The sequence below is a fragment of the Pantoea phyllosphaerae genome, assembly GCF_051025595.1.
In the GTDB taxonomy this organism is placed as follows: Bacteria; Pseudomonadota; Gammaproteobacteria; order Enterobacterales; family Enterobacteriaceae; genus Pantoea.
In genome coordinates this window covers 102,464-124,530 of record NZ_JBPFDE010000004.1, presented here as the reverse complement: position 1 = coordinate 124,530, position 22,067 = coordinate 102,464, and the positions used below count along the sequence as shown (strand labels likewise).

The window sequence follows — 22,067 nt, the reverse complement described above, 5'->3', positions numbered from 1 at the left end:
AAAGCCAGGAGTCATAAAAATGAAAATCGCTTTTGACGTGGATGTAATCAGAGATATGGGCATTACCCGCATGGTGCATCAGGTAGCTGAATGGGGATACCGCTATATCGAGCAGTCGCCTCATCCGCAGATCAACCCTTTCTATAAACACCCAAAAGCCAGCCGCGAAATTATGCGCGAATATAAAAACGCGCTGAATGCGACCGGCGTGGAGATCTCGTCGTTTATTGTGGTTTATCGCTGGTCCGGTCCGGACGAGCTGCGTCGTCAGGCGGCGGTAAAGAACTGGAAGCGCATGATTGAGATTGCTGTGGAGATGGGCGTGCAGGTGATCAACACCGAGCTCTCCGGCAACCCCAACGAGCCTGAGATTTGCGAAGAGATGTTCTACCGCTCGATGGAGGAGCTGCTGCCGATTTTCGAACGCGAAAATATCCGCGTCGAAATCCAGTCGCATCCGTGGGATTTTTGCGAAAACAGCAACGAAACCGCCGACATGGTGAAGTCGTTCCGCAGCGACAACGTGAAATATCTCTACAGCGTGCCGCACACCTTTTTCTACGACAACGGCAAGGGCGATGTGCGACCGATGCTGGAGTATGCCGGTGATGATCTTTCCCATGTGCTGATCGCCGATACCATGAACCATACCAAGCACTGCCGCTATATCGTTAACCCGCCGGGCGTAGACGCGACTATCCACCAGCACGTCGGCGTCGGCGAAGGCGAGGTCGATTTCGATACGCTGTTCCAGACGCTGCGCGAAATGGACTTCGCCAACCGCACCTATAAAGTGGGCGGCGAATCCATTATCGCGTCCGCCCTGTTCGGCTATCCGGAGAAGATGAAGACGCAGGCGGTTGAGACGCGCGAGCTGATCGAGCGCGAGCTGCTGAGCCGATAGGCGATTATGCCAGCCGCTCGACCTGGACGAAGCGTCCGCTGGTCAGCGACTCGCACGCCGCCTCGGCAATGGCCTGCGCCTGCAGGCCATCCATCAGGCCAGGCAGCTCCGCCACCGTTTCGCCGCCAAGATGGCGCAGGAAGGCGTCAAGCTGAGCGTAGTAGGTATCACGCACGCGGCTGAACCAGTCCGGGAACAGCCCGGGCTGAGTGATGCCGCTTTGCTGATAAAGCGTCGCGCCGCGCACTGCCTGCGGCTCCGACGCCAGCATGCCTTGCGATCCCACCACGCTGATGCGCTCGTCATAGCCGTAAGCGGTACGTCGGGTATTATCGAGCTGCGCCAGCGCGCCGCGCGTCAGCCGCATAATCAGCACCGAGGTGTCGACATCGGCGAAGTCGCGTAGCGCAGGCTGTGCCAGCGCCGCACCCAGCGCACCGACGGTTTCAACCTCGTCGCCGGTCAGAAAACGCAGCAGATCGAAAAAGTGAATGGCCTGATCGCGCATCTGTCCGCCCGACGCGCGCAGATAGTCCAGAGGTGGCATTTCAGAGGCGCGGCACACCATCTGAATCAGCTCCGGCGCACCGATGGTGCCCTGCTGAAGCGCCTGCTTCAGCTGCTGGTGGCTGCGATCGAAGCGCCGGTTAAAGCCGACGGTGACCGGCACCTTCAGCGGCGCAAGGCTCTCCACTACCGCACGCGCCTTCGCCAGCGACAGATCGATCGGCTTTTCGCAGTAGACCGCCTTACCCGCGTTTACCGCCTGCGCCAGAAAATCGGCGTGCGTCGGCGTCGAGCTGGCGATCAGCACCATATCAATATCGTCGCGGTTAAGCGCCTCGCTGAAGTGGCCTGCGCGCGCATCATACCGCTGCGCCAGCGCCTCGGCGCGCGCCGCGTCGAGGTCGCACACCAGCGCCAGATGCGCGCCTGGATGCGCCGCCAGATTCGCCGCGTGCACCTGACCGATAAAACCGCTGCCAATCAGGGCAACGCGTTGAGTTACAGGGGACATTTCCGATCTCCTCTTCACAATTCGGGATAGCTGACCTTGTCAAAATAGCCCGTTCTGGCAGGCTGGCTGAATGCGGAAATTGATGGAATCCACTCAGCATGAAGCGAATGACGCTCAGTAAGCTGGCGCGTGCCGCCGGCGTTGGCGTAGCAACCGTAGACCGGGTGCTTAACGATCGCGGCGGCGTGTCGCCGGCGATGACCCGACGAGTGCTGGAGGCGGCACGTACGGCGGGGCTTAACCGTATCCTGCCGGAAGAACACCGCCAGCCGTGGCAAATCGAAGTGATCCTCAGCGGCAATGACGCCTTTTTCTTTCGCCAGCTGGCGCAGGATTTTCAGCAGCTGGCGGACGCGCTCGGCTATCGCCGGCTGCGCCTGCAGCGCACCTTTATCGCCGAGAACGCACCGGAGAAACTGGCGGCGCATATCCTCGCCAGCAGCCGCAAAATGGACGGGCTGATGGTCTTTGCGCATGAACATCCCGCCATTTATCAGGCGCTCAGCGACTGCAAAGCGCGCGGCGTGCCGGTAATCACGCTGGTTTCCGATCTGCCCGACGCCGATCGTCTGCTGCACGTGGGCATCAATCAGCTGCAGGCCGGGCGCACCGCCGGGCTAATGATGGGCAGCATGCTGACGCGCGCAGGCGAGGTACTGATGATCAGCGGTCGCGTCGACTATCGCGCCCATCGCCAGCGCATCGACGGCTTCCGCGACGTGCTGCAGCAGCGCTTTCCCCACCTGGCGCTGCGCGAAGCGCTGGCCGGTCTGGAGGATCGTACCCGTATCAGCAAGCTGCTGGAGAAGGCGCTGGTGACCTCCCCGTCGATTGTCGGCATCTACAATACCGGCCTTGGCAACAGTGAGATCTCCGAAGCGCTGGCGCGCCACCGCCGCGAGCGCGATGTGGTTTACATTACGCATGAGCTTTATGCCACCACACGCCGCCTGCTACAGCAGCGCACGCTGACCTTAACGCTCGACCAGAACACCCAGCGTCACGCCCAGCTGGCGCTGAACCTGCTGTTGCAAAAGCTGGAAAAAGGTGGCGATTTCGCTACCTATGCGGATGGGCGCGTCGATTTTATGCTCTACACCCAGGAGAACGTCGATTAGGGAACGCCAGCAGGGTTAAACCGCAATCATTCGCCCTGCTACACTCAGAGACGTCTGGCACATTCTCATCAACAAGGCGAACCCACACTATGTCGGAAAACAGTTATCAGCCCGCAACAGTCTGGAAATGGGATCCGGAAGCCAAAGGCAACGGCGCAAAAACCAACCGTCCCATCGCAGGCGCAACCCATGAAAAAGCGCTGCCGGTCGGCAAACATCCGCTGCAGCTCTATTCGCTCGGCACGCCCAACGGGCAGAAAGTGACGATCCTGCTGGAGGAGCTGCTGGCGGTCGGCGTCAAAGAGGCGGAGTATGACGCCTGGCTGATCCGTATCGGCGATGGCGATCAGTTCGGCAGCGGCTTTGTTGATATCAACCCTAACGCCAAAATCCCGGCGCTCAGCGACCATTCGGTGAATCCGCCGCAGCGCGTTTTTGAATCCGGCAGTATCCTGCTCTATCTGGCGGACAAGTTCGGCCACTTCCTGCCGGACGATCCGGCGGGCCGTACCGAAGCCCTGAACTGGCTCTTCTGGCTACAGGGCGCCGCGCCCTTCGTCGGCGGCGGTTTCGGCCACTTCTACCACTACGCGCCGGAGAAAATCGAATACGCTATTAACCGCTACACGCTGGAGACCAAGCGCCTGCTCGACGTGCTGGATCGCCGTCTGGCGGAAAGCCGCTTCCTTGGCGGCGACGCCTATACCATCGCCGATATCGCCACCTGGCCCTGGTTCGGCGGCCTGGTGCTAAGCAACCAGTATGGCGCGACCGAGTTCCTCGACGCGAAATCCTACAAAAACGTGGTGCGCTGGGCGCAGGAGATTGCCGAACGCCCGGCGGTGATCCGCGGACGCAAAGTGAACCGCGTGATGGGCGATCCGGCCGACCAGCTGCACGAGCGCCACGACGCATCCGATTTTGACACCAACACCGAAGACAAACGTCAGGCGTAAAGGAGCCCGCAATGAGCGCATATGTCATCTTTATTCGCGACAAAATTACCAATCCTGAAGAGTTCGCTATCTACGGCGAAAAGGCAGGCAAAGCGCGCGGTGACCACCCTATAACGCCGCTGGCGTTTTATGGTGCGCTGGAAACGCTGGAAGGGCCGGAAGCGGACGGCGTTGTCGTGCTGGAATTTCCGACGGTAGAAGCGGCGCACGGCTGGTATGACAGCCCCGAATATCAGGAAGCGAAACAGCATCGCCTGAAAGGTGCGGAGTACCGCGTGGTGCTGGTGCAGGGCGTAGAGCAGTAGCAGCGTATCGGTAATATGCCTGAATAAGCCGTAGCGGTCAGGCTGCGGCTTTCAGGCTAACCTGCAAAAAATAAAAAATCCGTAACGCTGGAAAGTTACGGATTTTATTTATTATATGCGCACGCTGACAGCTCTCTTAACAGCCTAAATAAAAATCCAGCTCATCAAACGAACAGACAATAAGACTGACGGACTATACATCTGTCGGCGCTTTAAGCCCGGTATTAAACGATCGCCGTGCTGCCGTTAGTACCATAAGTCTGACGGAAGTCAGCGGCATAGGCGGCAACGGTCTCTTTACCCCACAGCGCGCCCATCACGGCGCAGACAACCGGGCCGATCACGCCGCCCAGAATAGCCCCGACGCCTTGCGCGATAGGGCCAAACACTGCGCTACGGCTGGCGCTGCCGCCGACGGTCACGCCTGTCGCCAGGCCCTCAATAACGCCCCAGACGGCGCCTTCCACAGCATCGCCCAGCGAAGAGACCATTTGACCGCCGCTAACCGCGTCCATTTCAATCAGAGATAACTCACGCATGATAAAGTTCCTTTTATTTAAAGAGGATAAATAATAAAAATCTTTATTAAATGAATTTAATAAAGAGGGTGCTTCGCATTCTTTTTTAAGGCTGACAAAAGGCGACCAGCAAGCACGAATAAACAGTATGAATAAAATTTTAGCCTGAAGGAGAGCAGAATAAACAGAGCGCCTTTACGCTTAGCCAGAAGCGGCTTTAAACGATGGCCATGCTGCCATTGGTACCATAATTCTGACGGAAGTCAGCGGCATAGGCGGCAACGGTATCTTTACCCCACAGCGCGCCCATCACGGCGCAGACAACCGGGCCGATCACGCCGCCCAGAATAGCGCCGACGCCCTGCGCGACAGGACCAAAGACTGCGCTACGGCTGGCGCTGCCGCCGACGGTCACGCCTGTCGCCAGGCCCTCAATAACGCCCCAGACGGCGCCTTCCACTGCATCGCCCAGCGAAGAGACGAATTGCCCGCCGCTAACCGCATTCATTTCAATCAGAGATAATTCACGCATCATCAATTTCCTTATATTAATAAAAAATTATTGAGAGAAACTTCATTAAACCATTTTTAATGAAGAGGATATGGCGCAATATTTTCCGCTAGCTGGAATATTGCTTCCGGATATCAGCCGCATAGGCGGCGACCGCATCTCTCCCCACCATCGCCCCCATAATCGCGCCCGCTACAGGGCCAATGATACCGCCTAATATTGCGCCGACGCCCTGGGCGATGATACCGAACACGGCGTCACGACTGGCGCTTCCACCGACGGTAACGCCAGTTGCCAATCCGTCCAGTGCGCCCCAGACAATACCTTCAAAAAAGGCGTTGACCTCGTCGGCTGTTGCCGCAGCACCACCACTCACCGCACGAAGTTCATATTGCTCTAGCGTTCTCATTATTTTTACCTTGCTAATAAATTTAATTTTAAAGCACTGCAATTCCGGAAGTATAAACCCCATTGGCGCGATACCCTACCTCATCTATTTGCCGGAAAAAATAGTAAAAACATCCATTTTCAGGAAACATTTAACTATCGCACCTGAAATTTTCAGATAGCGTAAAATTAATTATAAAAACAGACTCTGTTAAAATTAATAAACACCCCAGCTTAACCTGCCGCCCTGTTTTTACTCATTAATATCGGCATAGCTTGTCGCGCTAAAAAATTATGCTTATATAACATCGCTGCTAATAATAGAATCTATTCAGGCAGGCAGAAAAAGAGAATATTTGTTAACTTCTGGCGAACAACTAGCCTGATAAATAGCGTTTAAAAATGAATAAGGCGGCCTGTGGCCGCCTTTATTAACGTCAGTTCAGCTGAATACGCGCCACGCTGTCTGGCCCTTTGCTGCTGTGATCTTTATTGAAGCCCTGCTTGATGGTGACATAGAGCGTCTGCCCATCCGGCGTGACCAGCAGGCTGTTAGGATGCCCCTCGAACGACCAGCTGTTTTTTACCGCATAGGTGGTAGCGTCAAGCTGCAGCACCTTTTGTGACTCACGCTGGCTGATATAAATCTCGTTGCGCTTCGCGTTGAATTTAATGCCCAGCGCGTCGCCGTCAATGCGTTTTATCACCCTGCCGCTGCGCTCGTCGAACACCAGCGTGGTTTTCGCTTTCGAATTGTCGGTGACAAACAGGCGCCCCGTCGCCGGATCTTCCGCCATATTCAACAGCAGATAGGCTTTGCCATCGCCTGGGGTCAGACGCTTCTCCATCTTATGGCTACGCGGATTGATCACCAGGATCTCGCCGCTGCCGTTTGCGGCGTAGATGCGATCCGTGACCGGCGAATAGATAATGCCGGTGACCCATTTGCCGGCGTTCTTGATGCGCGCTTTCAGCTTCATGGTCTGCGCGTCTACCACCCAGATTACGCCCGGATCGCCCACGCCGCCGATATAGAGCTGGTTGTTATGCAGGAAAATCTCGCGCGCGCCGAACGGGAAGCCCTTCTCATTGCGCTCGCTGAACAGGGTGCGCGCCAGCACTTTGCCTTTTGCCGGATCGATCTTCGAGACGCCGCCGTCCAGCGTGTTGGTCACGTAGAGCAGGCTGCCATCTTCGTTCATGGTCATGCCGAAGTTTTTCAGATCGGTGTAGCCTTTGCCGGTGGTCTCCAGCGTGGCGGGATCGAGCCGATAGATTACGCCTCCGCTGACATCCTTAAAGGCGTCGGCGCTGGCAACGTAAAGCGCGTTTGCGCCCGGCACGTAAGCCATCTCATACAGGCCGAAGCCGAGTTCGCGCTGTTTCACCGCAGAGGCGACAGGCTTCGCGGGGGCGGTGGCGGCGGGCGCCTCGGCTTTTTTCGCCGGTGCCTGACAGGCCGTCAGGCCGAAAGCGGCGGCGATCGCCAGAGCAAGCGCGGCGTTGCGTGGACGGAACAGAGATTTCATGCATGACTCCCTTGGGAAATGAGGCGCCTCCGTTCGGCTCAGCCACCGCGGCCGGCGCTCAAAAAGAATGAGAATCATACTCATTAACAATCAGACTGTAAACGTCAGCCTGAAGCGGCCATCCGTCTCACTGCGCCTGTTTTAACCGCGCCTGCAAAAAATCCACGAAGGCGGTAATACGCGCGGGAAGCTGCCGCTGCGCCTGCCATACCGCGAAAATATCACCGTCGGGCGCCTGCCAGTCGGGCAGCACGTGCAGCAAATCGCCGCGCTCAACGGCGTGCCGCGCATCCCACCATGAGCGCAGCAGGATACCGTGGCCATCCAGCGCCATGCGCATCGCCACCTCGCCGTCGTTGGTAAGCAGGCTGCCGCGCACCTTCTGGCTGACGCTCTCGCTGCCCTTCACAAAGCGCCACAGGGTGAAGTCGCCTTCATGCTGGCGCAGCAAAATGCAGTTGTGCTGCGCCAGCGCATGGATATCAGCTGGCAGGCCGCAGCGCTCGGCATAGGCGGGCGAACAGCAGAGAATGCGCGGGTTGGCGCGCAGCCGACGCGCCACCAGCCTCGAATCGGGCGGCTCCCCGACGCGCACGTCAATATCGACGTTAGCGTCAAGAAAATTGAGCGGCTGGCTGCTGAGCTGCAGCGACAGCGCCAGCTCGGGATGCAGCGCCGCAAACGCCGAGACGCAGGGCGCGACGTGGCGGCGGCCAAAGCCGAACGACGCGTTGATATTCAGCGTGCCACGCAGCACCTGGGTCTGGCTGCTCACTGCCTCTTCCAGCGCCGCCAGCTGATCGAGCAGCGGGCGCGCGCCGTCCAGATAGCGCCGCCCTTCCGCCGTCAGCTCCAGCCGCCGCGTGGTGCGCTTCAGCAGCTGCACGCCGAGCCGCCGCTCAAGCTGGCTGAGACGCTTACTGACCGCCGCCAGCGACAGGCCGAGATCGCGCGCTGCCGCCGTCAGGCTGCCAAGGGTGGCGATGCGCACAAAAAAGGCGAGATCGTCGGTGGATGTGCGGGATTCTTTACTTTGATTCAACATTGGCTTGCGTTTCAGGCTAATTATTTCCCAGTGATGCAAAGTTATACTGCGCAGACAATTCGAACATCAACCCTGTGAGGTGCCCTGTGTCTGAAAAAATCCATCGTATTGCCGTCATCCCCGGCGACGGTATCGGTAAAGAGGTGATGCCGGAAGGCATTCGCGTGATGAACGCGGCGGCAGAGAAGTTCGGCATTACGCTGCGCTGGGAGTGGTTCGACTTCGCCAGCGCCGACTACTGGCAACAGCACGGCAAGATGCTGCCCGACGACTGGTTTACGCAGCTAAAAACCTTTGATGCGATCTATTTTGGCGCGGTGGGCTGGCCGGCGATCGTGCCGGATCACGTCTCGCTGTGGGGATCCCTGCTGCAGTTCCGTCGCGAGTTCGATCAGTATGTCAACCTGCGACCGGTGCGTCTGATGCCCGGCGTTAAGGCGCCGCTGGCGAACCGCAAGCCGGGCGACATCGACTTTTACGTAGTGCGTGAAAATACCGAAGGAGAATACTCCAGCGTCGGCGGCACCATGTTCCCCGGCACCGAGCGCGAAGTGGTGATCCAGGAGACCGTAATGACGCGCGTCGGCGTCGACCGCATCCTGAAGTTTGCCTACGAGCTGGCCAACAGCCGACCGAAAAAGCACCTCACCTCCGCCACCAAATCCAACGGCATCGCCATCACCATGCCGTACTGGGACCAGCGCGTCGAGGCGATGGGCGAGCACTACCCGCAGGTCAGCGTCGACAAGTACCATATCGATATTCTTACCGCCAACTTCGTGCTGCATCCCGACTGGTTTGACGTGGTGGTGGCCAGCAATCTGTTTGGCGATATTCTTTCCGATCTCGGCCCGGCCTGCACCGGCACCATCGGTATCGCGCCCTCGGCCAACATCAATCCCGAACGCACCTTCCCCAGCCTGTTCGAGCCGGTGCACGGCTCCGCGCCTGACATCGCCGGTAAAGGTATAGCGAACCCCATCGGCCAGATCTGGTGCGGCGCGATGATGCTGGAGCACTTGGGCTATAAAGCGGCAGGCGACGCGGTGCTCGACGCCATTGAACGCACCCTGGCGCAGGGCGAATGCCTGACGCGCGATCTGGGCGGCGAAGCCAGCACCGACGCGCTCGGCGCGGCGATCGCCGCGGCGCTCAGCGCCTAGTCGATCGCGAAAAGTTCTGGATTCCAGCCTGGCGGTAGCGGTTCCGGCCGCTCAACCGCCAGGTGATGCCAGCGCAGATTCTCGACGCCGCGCGCAAAAAGCGCGGGCAGGCCGCCAGGATAGCGCGCCACGCCGAACGCCTCCCCGGTGGCAGGATCGAGCTTATAGGCGTTATCCAGCCCCATGCCGGTCGGCGCGTCGGGGTTGCACGGCGGCCGAATATCAAACTGCCCCTGCGCGCTATCGCGGCTGACCACCTGGCGCAGCTGCACATCGGCGATCAGCACGTCGCGAATGTCGCCCGGCCGGGCGGCGTGCAGGTTGATCGCCCCTTCCGCTACGCCACTCGCCTGCGTGAACTGCAGCTGCTCGACTCGCCCTGGCCGCACTGCCGGATCGCGCGGACGCACCGATACAAACAGCGGATCGGCCTTGCCCCAGTGGCACGGCGGCGCGTAGCGGCAGACAAAGGTCAGATGGCTGAAGAGCAGCCGCCGCATCGCGCCGCCGTCGCGCGACAGAATGCCGATACCGCGGTTGGAGTCAAACAGGGTGCAGTTGGTTACGGTGACATCCTCGATGTCGTCGAAGGTTTCAGTACCGATCTTAAAGGCGCAGCTGTAAGAGCGCAGCAGGCAGTTGCTGACGGTGATCTGACGCGCAGGGCGACGCAACGCGTCGGGTTTCAGGGTGGTTTTGATGCAGATGGCGTCATCCGCCGCGCTGAGGTAGCTGTTGCTGACAAACACCGCCTCGCAGCTGTCGATATCGAGCGCGTCGGTGTTGGGCATCGTCATGGCGTTGTCGACGGTAAGGCGATCGATATGCACATGGCGGCAGCTCACCAGATGCACCGTCCACATCGGCGCCTGTACGATGGTGATCCCCTCCAGCGTCACCTGCTCGCACGCTTCGAATACGATGATGCGCGGCCTGTCGGCGTGCGGCAGCCGGTAACCCTGCGCGTCGCGCTCGGCGGCGAACCAGATTTCCCCGTCGCCATCGATGCAGCCCTTGCCGCTGATGGTGAGATTGCGCTGCCCAAGGGCGTAGAGCAGCACGTTATGCGACTTTTCGGCGCTGCTCAGCGCCTGAAACGGTTGATAGTCAGCGCGTCGCTGGCTGGCGAGCAGCACCGCGCCTGCCTCAAGGTGCAGCTCAAAATGGGAAGGCAAATTCAGGCAGCCGCTGCGGTAGCGCCCGGCGGGCAGCGTCAGGCGACCGCCGCCCGCGGCGGCGATCTGGTCGATAGCGCGCTGTAACACCGCCGTGTCCAGGGTTTCGCCGTCGGCGGCAGGATGAAAATCAGCAAGGGAAAGGTGCATGATGCGGCTCCAGCAAAAGTGAGAGGCAGAAATTGCAGCACGCTACGGCGCGGCAAACCTTTCTCTCGCCGCCACTACGCCGTTTCGTGCGGGATATCACAGATTATTTGACGGCCCCCTCAGTGACGCCGCTAATAAACTTGCGCTGGAAAATCAGGAACACCGCCACCAGCGGCAGGATCACGATCATCGCGCCCGCCATCAGCACCGGAATGTCGATGGTGTTTTTGTTTTGAAAGAACATCATGCCGATCGGCAAGGTGCGCAGCTCATCTTTGTTTACCAGAATCAGCGGGATCAGAAATTCATTCCAGGTCCAGATAAACAGCAGCAGTCCCAGCGTCGACAGCGTCGGCCAGATAGCGGGCACCAGGATGCCCCAGAGAATTTTGATCCGCGACGCGCCGTCCATGACCGCCGCCTCCACCAGCTCTTTCGGCACCTGCTGGAAAGCGCTGGCGATCATCAGGGTGGTAAAAGGCAGCGACAGGGCGATCTGCGGCAGTATCAGCGCCAGATAGGTGTTGGTCAGCCCCATCCAGCGCAGCTCGTGATAGAGCGGAATGATAAAGGCCTCGCTCGGCAGCACCATCCCCAGCGCCAGCATCGCCGCAATCACCTTTTTGCCAGGGATCTTCAGCCAGGCGAAGCCGAATCCGGCCAGAATGCCCAGCAGCACGCTGCACAGCACCACCGGGATCACCACCAGCACCGAGTTGAGAAAATAGACGTTGAAATGGCCCTGCTGCCAGGCGGTGAGATAATTTTTGAAATTCAGCGAGGCGGGCAGCGTGAACACCCCCTGAAACAGCTCCATCTGGGTTTTGAATGAGGTCATCAGCGCCATCAGAAACGGCAGAATAGTCATCAGCGCCACGATCCAGATCAGCGCGCGTGAAATCACCGGCGTACTTCGCATCAGTAACGCTCCTTTAAGGCCAGATGGATCGCGTAGTTAATCCCCAGCACAATCAGCATGCTGAAGACCGCCACCGACGAGGCGTAGCCGAAGTAGTGCAGGTCAAAGCCCTGCTTATACATAAAGATATTGGTGACCATGGTGGAGGTGCCAGGCCCGCCCTGGGTCATGACGTAAACCAGGTCGAAGGCTTTCAGGCTGGCGATTACCGTTAGCAGCAGGGCGATGCGCAGTTCAGGCCTCAGCCCCGGCAGCGTGATGCGCATAAACTTCTGCCGCCGCGAGGAGCCGTCAAGATCGGCCGCTTCCAGCAGCGACGGATCCATACGCTGCAGGCCCGCCATAAACAGCACCAGACAGAAGCCGAAGAAGTACCAGGTCGCCACCAGCCCCACGGCGGGCAGCGCCCAGGTAAAATCGCCAAGCCATGACATCGCCAGCTGCGGCAGCCCGACGGCGCGCAGCACCTGATCGATCGGCCCGAACGCCGGGTTATAGAGCCAGCGCCATACCACGCCCAGCACCGCCATCGGCATGATGTAGGGCAGAAAGAAGAGGATACGCAGCACGCTGCGTTCGCCGTTGCTGCGGGTCTCATACAAGAAGCTGCACAGCAGCAGGCCCACGCCGATTGGCAGCAGCGTATAAAACAGCATCAGAATGGCGTTATTGCCCAGCGCAATCCAGAACACCGGATCGCTGAACATGCGCAGATAGTTGCTGACGCCACTGAACACCGGCAGCGAGGTGCCATCCCATTCGGTAAAGCTGATGCCCAGCGAAGCGAGCAGCGGCAACAGCAGGAAAACCGCGTAGATCAGCACTGCAGGCAGAACATAGAGAAAATTACGCCAACCGCTTAGATTCAACATAACCGTACTCGTGGCTCAGAACGCTCAGGCCCGGCGGCGCGCCGGGCCACCGGCTTAATGCTTCAGGGTTTTCAGATAGCGTTGATAGTTGTTATCGAAATTAGCCGCCATCTGCTCGGCCGTCTGACGACCCGCCAGCAGCAGCTGGACGTTTTGATTCAGCTCGGCGTTCATGGTAGGCGTCGCCCAGTCCACATAGTGGCCTAAGCCGTCATAGTCGTTAAGCGTCAGCCAGACCTGATAGGCCTCCGCCAGCAGCGGATTGTCGGCGGGCATCTTAGCGGCTTTATTGGTGCTTGCGGGCAGGAAACCGACGTTCAGCCAGCGGTTCGCCATGGCATCGGACACCATATAGTTGATGAACTTCGCCGCCGCATCCTGTTCCGCTTTGCTCTTCGCGGTGCTGGTTACGGAGAAGGCGAGATCGGTACCGCCGACCATCAGCGGCTGCTTCACGCCCTCGCCTGCCGGCATCGCCGCGAAGTGAATATCTTTATTGTCTTTAAACTGCCCCAGGTACCAGGTGCCGCTGACCAGGAAAGCCGCCTGCCCGTTCTGGAACAGGGTGGCAGCGTCGTCATGGCCAATCCCCTGAAAGCCGGGAAAGAAATAGCCTTTGTCGGTCCAGCTCTTCATCATCGTCGCGGCGTTGACCAGCTTGCTCTCTTTGAAGGTGCCGCCCACATCGTAAATCAGATCGTCCAGCGCCTTGCGATCGCGGCTCTCTATCTGCGCCTGCCACAGGGTGCTGAGCAGCTGCTGTCCCATGTTGCCATCCAGCAGGCCCAGCATCATCGGCGCGGTGCCCTGCTGCTTCAGCTTCGCCATCGCGCGCTCAAGTTCCGCCAGGGTTTTCGGCGGCGCGATACCCGCTTTATCCAGCAGCGCTTTGTTGTAGTAAAGCCCGACCATCTCACCCAGGCTGGCGATACCGTAAAGCTTGCCGCTGCCGAACTCCCCGCTGTCGGACCAGCGGTTGCGTTTCAGAATCGAGTCAGGGAAACGGGTGGTCCAGCCGTAGTCGGCGGCGTAGCTGTCGAGCGGCAGCAGCAGTTTATCCTTAACCAGCGAGCCCATATCGCCGCCGCCCTGATTCACCTGGGCGATCTGCGGGCCGTCACCGGCGGTCAGCGCCAGCTTGAGCGGAATGCGCGTATCTTCAAAGGAGTGAACCGAACGGTTAATCACAATACCGGGGTTCTGCTGGGCAAATTCTTTTATCCCCTCGTCAACCGCCGCCGTCTGCTGCGGGTAGTTGTAGATATCCCACTCATTGAGGGTCACGGCAGCGTGGGCGGCGTGGATGACGCTGCCTGCCAGCAAGCCCGCCGCCAGCAGCCGACCCACATTGCGAATTCGGAATAAACGAACGGAGGAAACAGACATTATGCTCACCTTCTTCAGACCAGGATCGGCATCCCTTCATCTCACCGTCTGCTATCCCGCAGACTGACGCCGCACAGCAACGCGCTTACTCATACTTACTTTAATAAAAAAATAAAGTCAAACAACCCACAGCCGGAATTGCAACGCTGTGAGCGCGCGCAAATAAACAGTGCTATGACGGGAAAAGCAGCAGACTGCGCGACCCTTAGCGCCCTTTACCGTGACGGTATAGCGTCAGGCACGCGCTGCGCAGAACAAAAAACCGGAGTGATAATCGCAAATTAACGCCATGATAAAACATATGAAAATCCTATATCGCTCACACTTCCTGCTTTTCTGCGGACGCAAACACTCTCAGGAAGGCCGTCGTCAGGGCGTGGCGGCGATCACAGAAGTGCACGGGAATGTGGGTAAAGGTTGCTGGACAGGCTGGGTTAGTGCGATAAAGTAATTATTCTATCTTGAAAACTAAGTCCGCTTTTACTAACGTAACTTTTCAGCTGTACAACTGCGCAATCCTTAACCTGCTCACTCACGAGAATTGACCATGCTGAATCAAGGTGTCATTCGTCCGGCGACCCCGGCGGACTATCCGGCGCTCTACCGCATCTGCCTGGAAACAGCGGATGCCGGCGGCGACGCCCGTGCGCTCTATTCCGATCCCGACTACCCTGGCCAGCGTTTTGCCGTGCCCTATGCTCGCTTCGCGCCAGACTTCGCCTTTGTGCTGGAGCGGGCGGGCGAGGTGCAGGGTTACGTGGTCGCCGCGCCAGATACGCGCGCCTTCGAGGCGGAGCTGCAGGCGAAATGGTGGCCGCAGCTACAGGAAAAATATCGCGACCGCAGCGCCCGCGCGCCGCTCGACAGCAAGGTGCTCGACGCGATACGCCATCCCGACCAGGCTGCTGACACCCTGGTGACGCAGTGGCCCGCGCATCTGCATATCAACCTGCTGCCCGCGGCGCAGAAAGGCGGCTGGGGCCGCAAAATGATTGAGCATGAGCTGGCGGCGCTGCGGGCAGCAGGCGTCGGCGGCGTGCATCTTGGCGTCAGCCTGCAGAACGAGCAGGTCTGCGCTTTCTATGCGCGCATGGGGTTCACCCCGATTCTGCGCAGCAACGCCATCTATATGGGCCAGTTACTCTGAGTGAGGTAGCCGATGACCAGCCTGCGCCTGCAGAATGTGAAGAAGTCTTACGAGCACGTAAATGTGATTCATGGCATCGATCTGACGATCGACAGCGGCGAGTTTGTGGTGTTTGTCGGGCCTTCCGGCTGCGGCAAATCGACGCTGCTGCGCATGATCGCCGGGCTGGAAGAGATCAGCAGCGGCCAGCTGCTGATTGATGAGCAGGATATGACGCGCCAGCCCGCCACCGAGCGCGGCATCGCCATGGTGTTTCAGTCCTATGCGCTCTACCCCAATATGACGGTGCGCGGCAACCTGGCCTATCCGCTGGAGGTGATGAAAAAGTCAAAAGCGGAGATCAATCAGGCGATTGCGCAGACGGCTGCGCGCCTGCACCTCACCGAACTGCTTGATCGCCTGCCGCGCGCGCTTTCCGGCGGTCAGCGGCAGCGCGTGGCGATTGGCCGGGCGATTATTCGTCATCCGCGCATTTTCCTGTTCGATGAGCCCCTCTCTAACCTTGATGCTGAACTGCGCCTGCAGATGCGGATTGAGATCGCCCGGCTGCACGCCTCGCTCGGTAACACGATGATTTATGTCACCCACGATCAGCTGGAGGCGATGACGCTGGCTGACCGCATAGTGGTGCTGCGTCAGGGCCGCATTGAGCAGGTCGGCGCGCCGCTGACGCTCTATCACGACCCGGATAACCTGTTTGTGGCCGGTTTTATCGGCTCGCCAAAAATGAACTTCCTGCGGGCGGAGATCGGTGCCACCGGCGAAGGTGAAGTGCAGCTACGGGTGCCGGAACTGAAAATTGAGGGGCTGGTATTAAAAATCGCCGCCGACTGCCGCGAAGGCCAGACCGTAACGCTGGGCATTCGTCCCGAACATTTCCAGTCTGCCGCACAGACGCCTGCCGCACAGCGCTTTCACGGCGAGCTGGCCTATGGCGAGAGGCTGGGCCACACCAACTACCTCTACCTGGATATCGGCCGTGAGCAGATGCTGGTGGTTGAAGAGCGCGAAGCGACCGCGCGCGATCTGGGTACGCAGGTTGAACTGGGCTTCTCTGCCGCGCACTGCCTGTTGTTCGACGAGCAGGGGCAGCGCCTGCGCTAGGGGAAAGTAGTGAGATTAACGGGCGCGACGGCGCCCGTTTTTACCGGCGGTGAGCGTCAGGCGATCGGTTCTTCATCAGCCTGCGCCGCCAGCAGATCGAGCAGGCGATTAACGGCGAAACCGGCCGCGCCCAGCGCCCACATCCGGTTCGACTCCGTCAGAAACTGCAGCGGCGTCATGTGCGGCGTCAGCTTTAGCCGATATGCCTGAAAGCTCTGGGTAATGTGATCGAGCAAAATGCGCGACGCCATATGCGGCTCCATCGCCAGATAAACCACATCCGGGTCATAGGCCACCGACAGGTTCGCCAGCGAAATCCCCAGCTCGCGCCCCGCCTCTTCCAGCGCCGCCAGCACCGCAGGCGTGGGGCGCTGATCGAGCGCCTGTAAAGTCACGCCCTCAACGCTTTCCTGCGCGGCGACCCGCTGCAAAATCGCGCGCGAGGAGGCAACATCCTCCAGCAGCCGCAGCGAGCCGTCGCCGACCAGGCCGTTGCCAATCTCGCCCGCTTTGCCGTGGCGTCCCCGATAGAGCTGGCGATTGAGGATAATGCCTGCGCCAATCCCCTTGCCGTAAGTGGCGATAACCGCTGACTGCGCCGCGCCGAGCTGGCCAAACACCAGCGCAGCCATCGCCATCGCGTTGGCGTCGTTCTCGATAAAGACCGGTAGCGAGAAACGCTCTTCCAGCAGCTGCGCAATCGGCACGTTGTCCCAGTCGAGCACTTTTGAACGGATACAGTAGCCATTCTCCGCGTCCACCAGCCCCGACAGCGCCAGACCGATCGCACCGACGCGCTTCTCTTCAACGCTGCGCAGGAATTTCGCCAGCGCATCGCCCAGCTGGCGCGGCGTCAGCGTGCCCGACGGCATTTGCTGCTCGCCCAGCAAGTTGCCGCTAAGATCGGTCATCACGATCAGGTTACGCTCTGCATTAAGCTGGATGCCGATCACGCTGGCGCGGTCGGGATTCAGCCCCAGCAGCGTTTTGGGTCGCCCCATTGAGACGCGACGCAGCCCCAGCTCCTGGACAATCTCTTGCGCCAGCAGGCGGTTAGTCGCTTGCGAAACCGTCGACATGCTGAGCCCGCTGCGAACTTTCAAATCGGACTGACTAATCGGCGCGTTTTCAACAATCAACCGCAGAATACGCGCGGTTACGTTCGGAGCGGTCATAAATTCCTCAAGTAGTCGCCCTGACATTATCAGGACTGGTCGAGCAGGCGGGAAGTGCGCCGGCAAGCTTTAGCGCCCCGCTTAACGCATCGCCCTGTGGCGTCGCCAGACAGGCCTGAATATCCGCGGCCAGCCAGCGGCGAATCGGCGCGGCCAAACCTCCCATCAGCGCCACGCGCCCGCTGCTTATCGCCATCAGGCGACGCACCATCAGGCCGGTATCGGCGGCGGTCTGCGCCAGCAGATCCTGCGCGTGACGATCGCCAGCGTCGGCGGCGGCGAAAACCTGCGGCACAACGCGCGCCCAGTCAGCGGGCGCGGCCGTGCGGGTCCACAGCAGCATGGTTTCCGGAGTATGATCAAATTGCGCCATCAGCTGATGCGTAAAATCGCTTTTTTCTACCACGGCTTCATGGGCCAGCAGCGCCAGACGCAGCGCGCGCCGCCCCAGCTCCGCCCCCGAGCCTTGATCGGAAAGGGCAAACCCCCAGCCGCCCAGCAGCGTAAAGCGCGTGCCGTCCCAGGCGGCGCCCTGACTGCCGGTGCCGGTAATGAATACCGCGCCCGGCTCTCCGCCGTGCGCGCCTGCGCAGGCGATCTCAACATCACTTAACACCTGGAAAGCCGCGCAGGCGGGTTGCCAGCCAGCCAGCCGTGCCTGTACGGAAGCAACGTTGGCACCGGCCAGTCCGGCGACCAGCGCGGTTTGCGCCAGCGTCTGCGGGGCGAGACCAGCCTGTAAAAATACCTTATCGATCAGTGCGCCAACGCGAGTCAGCGCGGCATCATACTCAGACCAGACGTTGGCTGGCCCGCCCGTCGCTTCGGCCAAAACCTTACCGTTAAGGTCGCTTAACCGCGCGCGGCACTGCGTGCCGCCGCCATCAATACCAAGGAGATAGTGTGCCTGCACGCGCTTCCTCACGCCCCCGCTGCTTAAGAGTGATAGCCATCATGAGCGAACGATAGGGTAAAAAAACTTAAATCGCAATAACAAATAAATATGGCAAAAAAGGCTTGTAATTTTATCTTTATTTTACATATTGATAATGGAAATACGCTCACAAAAAACACAGCGCCATATTGACATTAGTTTTTCAGCCGTAATAAGTTGGCTGTCACACAATCATTAGCCGCGCCTGGCAGCGAGCGGGCTCTGCGCCATCCGATTTCAGGATCAGGGGTTTAACATGAAAGTAGGCATCATCGGTCTCGGCTTTCGTCTGTCCCACATTATCAAAGAGTTCGACAAGGCTGACAGCACCTTCTCCGTCGTCGGCTATTACGACCCGACACCCGCCGGGTTGCCCAACCTGCACCGTTTCGGCATTGAACCAGGCCGGGCATTCGATTCGATTGAAGCGTTGCTGCAACACGGCGGAATGGATCTGGTGCTGGTAGGGTCGCCTAACTTCCTCCATCTCGAACATGTGGGCCAGGCGCTGGCAGCAGGTTACACCGTCTTTACCGAAAAACCGGTCGTCATCAACGAAGAGCAAACCATGGAGATGGCGAAGCTGGTGCGCCAGTATGGCGAGGCACGTATTCTGGTTGGTCTGGTATTGCGCTATTCACCGCTTTATCACGATCTGCTGGCTGCGCGCGACGCCGGTCAGTTAGGCGAGATAACGTCCATTGAAGCGACTGAGCATATCAAGCCTTATCACGGGGCCTTCTTTCAGCGCGACTGGCGGCGGCTGGAAAAATATGCCGGCCCCTACATTCTGGAAAAATGCTGCCACGACATCGATCTTTACCAGGGGCTTCTGCAGCAGCGTCCGGCGCGGGTAGCCAGCTTTGGCGGACGTAAATCTTTTACCCCCGAACACGCGCCGCAGGGCGCTGTAACCGCCGATTCCGAGGTCTACCACATCAAACCCAGCGGCTGGTCAAGCACCGATGCGGTGTTTGACAGCGATGCCGATATCGTCGATTACCAGACCGCGCTAATTGAATATGCGGGCGGCGCCACCCTCGCCTTTCATGCCAATCTCAACGTGCCTGATGAGTTTCGTCGTTTCTGCGTGATGGGTACCGCTGGCATGGCGGAAGGCGATTTCGTTCGCAACTACTTCCGCGTACACAACGCGCGAAGCGGCGAGAAAGAGGTTGAGACCGCCTACAGCGGCAACGCCTACGATGGCCATTACGGCGCGGATGCGCTGATGGCGGAAGAGATAGTCAAACACATTAAACAGGGAACGCCGCTGAAAGTTTCAGTGGTGGATGCGCTGGAGGCGGGCCTCACCGCCATCAAGATCGATGAGGCGCGCAAAACGCGCAGCGTGGTGGATATGCGCGAAAGCTGGCAGCGCTTTGACGCCAGTCTGGGAAAGACGGGGGCCTGATGGCGCTCTCCTGAGACGCCTCCTCCCCCGTCGCGTCTCAGGTTTTGATTAGCGGTACCACTGGCCGCTCACGGTAACCGGCCTGTAGGCCGGTTTTTTATCTCTGGCCGTTTTCGTTTTCCAGTTTCTGGCGCTTACGTAGATGCGGAAATAGCACCATCCAGACGCCGACCACCACCAGCGTACCGATGCCGCCAATCGCCGCGGCGGGCACCGCGCCGAACCAGGCTGCCAGCATGCCCGATTCGAACTCGCCGAGCTGGTTTGAGGTATTGATAAAAATGGCATTGACCGCGTTGACGCGGCCGCGCATATCGTCCGGCGTATCAAGCTGCACCAGCGCGCCGCGGATCACCATGCTTACCATATCGAACCCGCCGAGCGCGGCCAGCGCCAGCAGAGAGAGCCAGAGCTGAGTCGAGAGCGCAAACACCAGCGTCGCGATGCCGAATCCCGCCACCGAGCCGAACATAATCATGCCGACATGCTTTTCCAGTTTGTTGCGGCTCAGCCACAGCCCCACCAGCAGCGCCCCTACCGACGGCGCGCCGCGCAGCAGGCCCAGTCCCCAGGGGCCGGTATGCAGGATATCCTGCGCGAATATCGGCAGCAGCGCCGTCGCGCCGCCGAGCAGCACGGCGAAAAGATCGAGCGAAATCACGCCGAGCACATCTTTGCGATCGCGAATAAAACGCACCCCGGCGAAAAGATTGGGCAGATTCATCGGCAGACGCGGCTGCGGCGGACGCTCGTAGCGCAAGCGGGCGACCAGGAAAAGCGACAGCAGATAAAAGGCGGCCGAAACGCCATAGACCACGTCCGGCCCGGCGACATAAAGCAGGCCGCCCAGCGTAGGACCGACGATAACCGCCGCCTGGCTGCCAACCGAGGTCGAAGCCATGGCGCGCGCGAGAATGGCGGGCGGCACCAGCGAAGGAAGCATCGAGGTAATGGCGGGCCACTCCAGCGCTTTCGCCACCGAAATAAGAAACACCAGCCCCCAGATCTCTATTTTGCCAGCCCAGTTGAACAGGGTTAAAAACAGCAGCGCCACCAGCGCGGCGCACTCAATCAGCTGACCCAGCAACACGATGCGTCGCCGGTCGAACTGATCGGCCAGATGGCCAGCGGGCAGCGCCAGCAGCACCGACGGCAAAAACTGCATCAGGCCGATAATACCCAGCGCCATCGCGCTGTTGGTGAGGGCGTAGATCTGCCAGCTAATCGCGACAGAGAACATCTGAAAACCAAAGGATGAGCAGGTGCGCGCCAGCCAGAACGCGACAAACGCCCGATGCTTTAACAGCGATTCATCCGCTGCCTGTTCCATAGAATCCATAATTTATCCCGTTAATGACTCAGCCGGTTCACGTCATCGCGCGAACCTCTCTTTTTTAATCTGCGCAGGCGAACGCGCAGCACAGCGTGCTTGATTTCTCATCGGCTGGCAATGTTGGGATGTGCTTTAGCGCGTGGCTTAAATGCGGTGGACAACACCACAGTTATTACTGACTATTATCAGACTATTTATTTCCAGAAAGGCAAAATTAGTACCATTTAATTATCAAAGTATACTTTACGATGCACCTTAATAGCCGCGCAGCAAGGCGCATAAAAAGGGTGACGTCTTTATTAATTCCGTTTTATATTAAGTCCAGCAGTAACCTGAGGGTTACCTTATGAAACAGTTATAATTTTGTCCGACTTGTTCTTTTAACCAGAGATGCATGGAAAATAGCTTGTATAATCCATATGTTACTGAAAATATTTTCAGCCCCGCAGGCACATTGCTGGGTTTTTGCTATTCGAAACCTTACTTACTGGATGATGCAGAGGGAACCAACAATAATGACGATATAGTTGCATGGAAAAATCATTGTGCAGATGAAGCAGCATCAATGATTATTCCCGTCGCCATGAAGCAGCTTAAACAAATCATTGCCGAGCCGGATCAATATCTTTGCTGGCAGCATTCACGCATTCGCCTGGCCATTAACTACGACGCACTAAAAGAGTGCCGCCTCGCCTTACCTGAAATAACCAATATTTTTCAGTTCTGGATGCTCGATTTCGCTCCACCTGGCGCTGACTGGCGGCTGATTGAATCTTTCCCCTTTTCCGGCATCGTGCTAAGCGAAGATTTCTTTAACGCTAATTATCAAAAATTTACCTTCCCCTTCTTATTATCCTCATTTGCTGAAAGGGAAATTAAGGTTATTGTTCGCAGCGCCCAGCCGGCCCCACCCGCCGAGGTAATGAAGGCGCTCAATATAACGGGCTGGCAGCAGCAGCGTCGTACAGGCAGCCTTATCCGCTGAAATACCGAGGAAAAAACCA

22 protein-coding genes are annotated in these 22,067 nt (G+C 58.8%); 9 read left to right on the top strand and 13 right to left on the bottom strand.

Going from position 1 to position 22,067, the window contains the following annotated elements; all coding sequences use genetic code 11:
* Window positions 1-19 precede the first annotated feature (19 nt).
* The gene (locus tag ACR6A7_RS07605; RefSeq protein WP_434124239.1) at window positions 20-904 is read left to right on the top strand and encodes a sugar phosphate isomerase/epimerase family protein; all 885 of its coding nucleotides are present in this window, start codon (window positions 20-22) and stop codon (window positions 902-904) included.
* A 4-nt stretch (window positions 905-908) separates the two neighbouring features.
* Here the strand turns inward: ACR6A7_RS07605 and ACR6A7_RS07600 are convergent, their stop codons facing one another.
* Entirely contained in the window at window positions 909-1,922 is a 1,014-nt protein-coding gene (locus ACR6A7_RS07600; RefSeq protein ID WP_434124237.1) for a Gfo/Idh/MocA family oxidoreductase, read from the bottom strand.
* Window positions 1,923-2,020: 98 nt separating this feature from the next.
* Here ACR6A7_RS07600 and ACR6A7_RS07595 point away from each other — a divergent pair, with 98 nt between their 5' ends.
* The 3 genes from ACR6A7_RS07595 to ACR6A7_RS07585 all read left to right on the top strand — a co-directional run bounded on the left by ACR6A7_RS07595 (window position 2,021) and on the right by ACR6A7_RS07585 (window position 4,301).
* Entirely contained in the window at window positions 2,021-3,040 is a 1,020-nt protein-coding gene (locus ACR6A7_RS07595) for a LacI family DNA-binding transcriptional regulator (protein WP_434124236.1), read from the top strand.
* Window positions 3,041-3,129: 89 nt separating this feature from the next.
* Window positions 3,130-3,996: a glutathione-dependent disulfide-bond oxidoreductase gene (gene yghU / locus ACR6A7_RS07590; protein ID WP_434124235.1), complete on the top strand. Its 867-nt coding sequence runs from the start codon at window positions 3,130-3,132 to the stop codon at window positions 3,994-3,996.
* Between the two features lie 11 nt (window positions 3,997-4,007).
* Window positions 4,008-4,301, top strand: a complete 294-nt coding sequence (locus ACR6A7_RS07585; protein WP_033793244.1) for a DUF1330 domain-containing protein — start codon at window positions 4,008-4,010, stop codon at window positions 4,299-4,301.
* Between the two features lie 224 nt (window positions 4,302-4,525).
* Here the strand turns inward: ACR6A7_RS07585 and ACR6A7_RS07580 are convergent, their stop codons facing one another.
* From ACR6A7_RS07580 to ACR6A7_RS07560, 5 genes are all read right to left on the bottom strand, one after another.
* Window positions 4,526-4,840, bottom strand: a complete 315-nt coding sequence (locus ACR6A7_RS07580) for a DUF5862 family protein (protein WP_434124234.1) — start codon at window positions 4,838-4,840, stop codon at window positions 4,526-4,528.
* A 196-nt stretch (window positions 4,841-5,036) separates the two neighbouring features.
* Window positions 5,037-5,351, bottom strand: a complete 315-nt coding sequence (locus ACR6A7_RS07575; RefSeq protein WP_434124233.1) for a DUF5862 family protein — start codon at window positions 5,349-5,351, stop codon at window positions 5,037-5,039.
* 88 nt (window positions 5,352-5,439) lie between these two features.
* The gene (locus tag ACR6A7_RS07570; protein WP_434124232.1) at window positions 5,440-5,802 is read right to left on the bottom strand and encodes a DUF5862 family protein; all 363 of its coding nucleotides are present in this window, start codon (window positions 5,800-5,802) and stop codon (window positions 5,440-5,442) included.
* A gap of 352 nt (window positions 5,803-6,154) precedes the next feature.
* Window positions 6,155-7,246: a YncE family protein gene (locus ACR6A7_RS07565; RefSeq protein ID WP_434124231.1), complete on the bottom strand. Its 1,092-nt coding sequence runs from the start codon at window positions 7,244-7,246 to the stop codon at window positions 6,155-6,157.
* A gap of 127 nt (window positions 7,247-7,373) precedes the next feature.
* Window positions 7,374-8,291 carry a LysR family transcriptional regulator gene (locus ACR6A7_RS07560; protein ID WP_434124230.1) on the bottom strand — a complete coding sequence of 306 codons (918 nt, stop codon included), beginning with the start codon at window positions 8,289-8,291 and terminating at the stop codon, window positions 7,374-7,376.
* Window positions 8,292-8,377: 86 nt separating this feature from the next.
* On the opposite strand from ACR6A7_RS07560, the gene ACR6A7_RS07555 reads away from it, so the two are divergent.
* Window positions 8,378-9,454: a tartrate dehydrogenase gene (locus ACR6A7_RS07555; RefSeq protein WP_434124229.1), complete on the top strand. Its 1,077-nt coding sequence runs from the start codon at window positions 8,378-8,380 to the stop codon at window positions 9,452-9,454.
* On the opposite strand, the gene ACR6A7_RS07550 is transcribed toward ACR6A7_RS07555, so the two are convergent.
* The 4 genes from ACR6A7_RS07550 to ACR6A7_RS07535 form a co-directional block, all read right to left on the bottom strand.
* Entirely contained in the window at window positions 9,451-10,779 is a 1,329-nt protein-coding gene (locus ACR6A7_RS07550) for a glycoside hydrolase family 28 protein (RefSeq protein WP_434124228.1), read from the bottom strand. The two genes, ACR6A7_RS07555 and ACR6A7_RS07550, sit on opposite strands and share 4 nt — an antisense overlap.
* A gap of 103 nt (window positions 10,780-10,882) precedes the next feature.
* Window positions 10,883-11,698, bottom strand: a complete 816-nt coding sequence (locus ACR6A7_RS07545; RefSeq protein ID WP_434124227.1) for a carbohydrate ABC transporter permease — start codon at window positions 11,696-11,698, stop codon at window positions 10,883-10,885.
* Complete coding sequence (locus ACR6A7_RS07540) at window positions 11,698-12,570, bottom strand: carbohydrate ABC transporter permease (protein WP_434124226.1); 873 nt, start codon at window positions 12,568-12,570, stop codon at window positions 11,698-11,700. The genes ACR6A7_RS07545 and ACR6A7_RS07540 overlap by 1 nt, the downstream gene beginning before the upstream one ends.
* A 54-nt stretch (window positions 12,571-12,624) precedes the next feature.
* A complete protein-coding gene (locus tag ACR6A7_RS07535) occupies window positions 12,625-13,956 on the bottom strand; it encodes an extracellular solute-binding protein (protein ID WP_434124225.1) in 1,332 nt (443 codons plus the stop codon).
* Between the two features lie 547 nt (window positions 13,957-14,503).
* On the opposite strand from ACR6A7_RS07535, the gene ACR6A7_RS07530 reads away from it, so the two are divergent.
* Together ACR6A7_RS07530 and ACR6A7_RS07525 are read left to right on the top strand one after the other, a co-directional pair.
* Complete coding sequence (locus ACR6A7_RS07530; RefSeq protein WP_434124224.1) at window positions 14,504-15,103, top strand: GNAT family N-acetyltransferase; 600 nt, start codon at window positions 14,504-14,506, stop codon at window positions 15,101-15,103.
* Window positions 15,104-15,115: 12 nt separating this feature from the next.
* Entirely contained in the window at window positions 15,116-16,207 is a 1,092-nt protein-coding gene (locus ACR6A7_RS07525) for an ABC transporter ATP-binding protein (protein WP_434124223.1), read from the top strand.
* A gap of 56 nt (window positions 16,208-16,263) precedes the next feature.
* Here ACR6A7_RS07525 and ACR6A7_RS07520 read toward each other — a convergent pair whose 3' ends face one another.
* Window positions 16,264-17,382, bottom strand: coding sequence for an ROK family transcriptional regulator (locus ACR6A7_RS07520; RefSeq protein ID WP_434124222.1), 1,119 nt, complete (start codon window positions 17,380-17,382; stop codon window positions 16,264-16,266).
* A 7-nt stretch (window positions 17,383-17,389) separates the two neighbouring features.
* The gene (locus ACR6A7_RS07515; RefSeq protein ID WP_434124418.1) at window positions 17,390-18,295 is read right to left on the bottom strand and encodes a glucosamine kinase nucleotide-binding domain-containing protein; all 906 of its coding nucleotides are present in this window, start codon (window positions 18,293-18,295) and stop codon (window positions 17,390-17,392) included.
* 277 nt (window positions 18,296-18,572) lie between these two features.
* On the opposite strand from ACR6A7_RS07515, the gene ACR6A7_RS07510 reads away from it, so the two are divergent.
* Window positions 18,573-19,730, top strand: coding sequence for a Gfo/Idh/MocA family protein (locus tag ACR6A7_RS07510; RefSeq protein WP_434124221.1), 1,158 nt, complete (start codon window positions 18,573-18,575; stop codon window positions 19,728-19,730).
* A 97-nt stretch (window positions 19,731-19,827) separates the two neighbouring features.
* Here the strand turns inward: ACR6A7_RS07510 and ACR6A7_RS07505 are convergent, their stop codons facing one another.
* Window positions 19,828-21,069, bottom strand: coding sequence for an MFS transporter (locus ACR6A7_RS07505; protein ID WP_434124220.1), 1,242 nt, complete (start codon window positions 21,067-21,069; stop codon window positions 19,828-19,830).
* A gap of 388 nt (window positions 21,070-21,457) precedes the next feature.
* Here ACR6A7_RS07505 and ACR6A7_RS07500 point away from each other — a divergent pair, with 388 nt between their 5' ends.
* Window positions 21,458-22,048 (top strand): hypothetical protein, encoded by a 591-nt coding sequence (locus ACR6A7_RS07500; RefSeq protein ID WP_434124219.1) that lies wholly within the window; start codon window positions 21,458-21,460, stop codon window positions 22,046-22,048.
* Window positions 22,049-22,067 lie beyond the last annotated feature (19 nt).

Excerpts from the sequence above, each read along its gene's own strand:
- ACR6A7_RS07605 (WP_434124239.1), top strand. The coding sequence starts at position 20 with ATGAAAATCGCTTTTGACGTGGATGTAATCAGAGATATGGGCATTACC.
- ACR6A7_RS07600 (WP_434124237.1), bottom strand. The coding sequence starts at position 1,922 with ATGTCCCCTGTAACTCAACGCGTTGCCCTGATTGGCAGCGGTTTTATC.
- ACR6A7_RS07595 (WP_434124236.1), top strand. The coding sequence starts at position 2,021 with ATGAAGCGAATGACGCTCAGTAAGCTGGCGCGTGCCGCCGGCGTTGGC.
- yghU (WP_434124235.1), top strand. The coding sequence starts at position 3,130 with ATGTCGGAAAACAGTTATCAGCCCGCAACAGTCTGGAAATGGGATCCG.
- ACR6A7_RS07585 (WP_033793244.1), top strand. The coding sequence starts at position 4,008 with ATGAGCGCATATGTCATCTTTATTCGCGACAAAATTACCAATCCTGAA.
- ACR6A7_RS07580 (WP_434124234.1), bottom strand. The coding sequence starts at position 4,840 with ATGCGTGAGTTATCTCTGATTGAAATGGACGCGGTTAGCGGCGGTCAA.
- ACR6A7_RS07575 (WP_434124233.1), bottom strand. The coding sequence starts at position 5,351 with ATGCGTGAATTATCTCTGATTGAAATGAATGCGGTTAGCGGCGGGCAA.
- ACR6A7_RS07570 (WP_434124232.1), bottom strand. The coding sequence starts at position 5,802 with ATGGGGTTTATACTTCCGGAATTGCAGTGCTTTAAAATTAAATTTATT.
- ACR6A7_RS07565 (WP_434124231.1), bottom strand. The coding sequence starts at position 7,246 with ATGAAATCTCTGTTCCGTCCACGCAACGCCGCGCTTGCTCTGGCGATC.
- ACR6A7_RS07560 (WP_434124230.1), bottom strand. The coding sequence starts at position 8,291 with ATGTTGAATCAAAGTAAAGAATCCCGCACATCCACCGACGATCTCGCC.
- ACR6A7_RS07550 (WP_434124228.1), bottom strand. The coding sequence starts at position 10,779 with ATGCACCTTTCCCTTGCTGATTTTCATCCTGCCGCCGACGGCGAAACC.
- ACR6A7_RS07545 (WP_434124227.1), bottom strand. The coding sequence starts at position 11,698 with ATGCGAAGTACGCCGGTGATTTCACGCGCGCTGATCTGGATCGTGGCG.
- ACR6A7_RS07540 (WP_434124226.1), bottom strand. The coding sequence starts at position 12,570 with ATGTTGAATCTAAGCGGTTGGCGTAATTTTCTCTATGTTCTGCCTGCA.
- ACR6A7_RS07535 (WP_434124225.1), bottom strand. The coding sequence starts at position 13,956 with ATGTCTGTTTCCTCCGTTCGTTTATTCCGAATTCGCAATGTGGGTCGG.
- ACR6A7_RS07530 (WP_434124224.1), top strand. The coding sequence starts at position 14,504 with ATGCTGAATCAAGGTGTCATTCGTCCGGCGACCCCGGCGGACTATCCG.
- ACR6A7_RS07525 (WP_434124223.1), top strand. The coding sequence starts at position 15,116 with ATGACCAGCCTGCGCCTGCAGAATGTGAAGAAGTCTTACGAGCACGTA.
- ACR6A7_RS07520 (WP_434124222.1), bottom strand. The coding sequence starts at position 17,382 with ATGACCGCTCCGAACGTAACCGCGCGTATTCTGCGGTTGATTGTTGAA.
- ACR6A7_RS07510 (WP_434124221.1), top strand. The coding sequence starts at position 18,573 with ATGAAAGTAGGCATCATCGGTCTCGGCTTTCGTCTGTCCCACATTATC.
- ACR6A7_RS07505 (WP_434124220.1), bottom strand. The coding sequence starts at position 21,069 with ATGGATTCTATGGAACAGGCAGCGGATGAATCGCTGTTAAAGCATCGG.
- ACR6A7_RS07500 (WP_434124219.1), top strand. The coding sequence starts at position 21,458 with ATGGAAAATAGCTTGTATAATCCATATGTTACTGAAAATATTTTCAGC.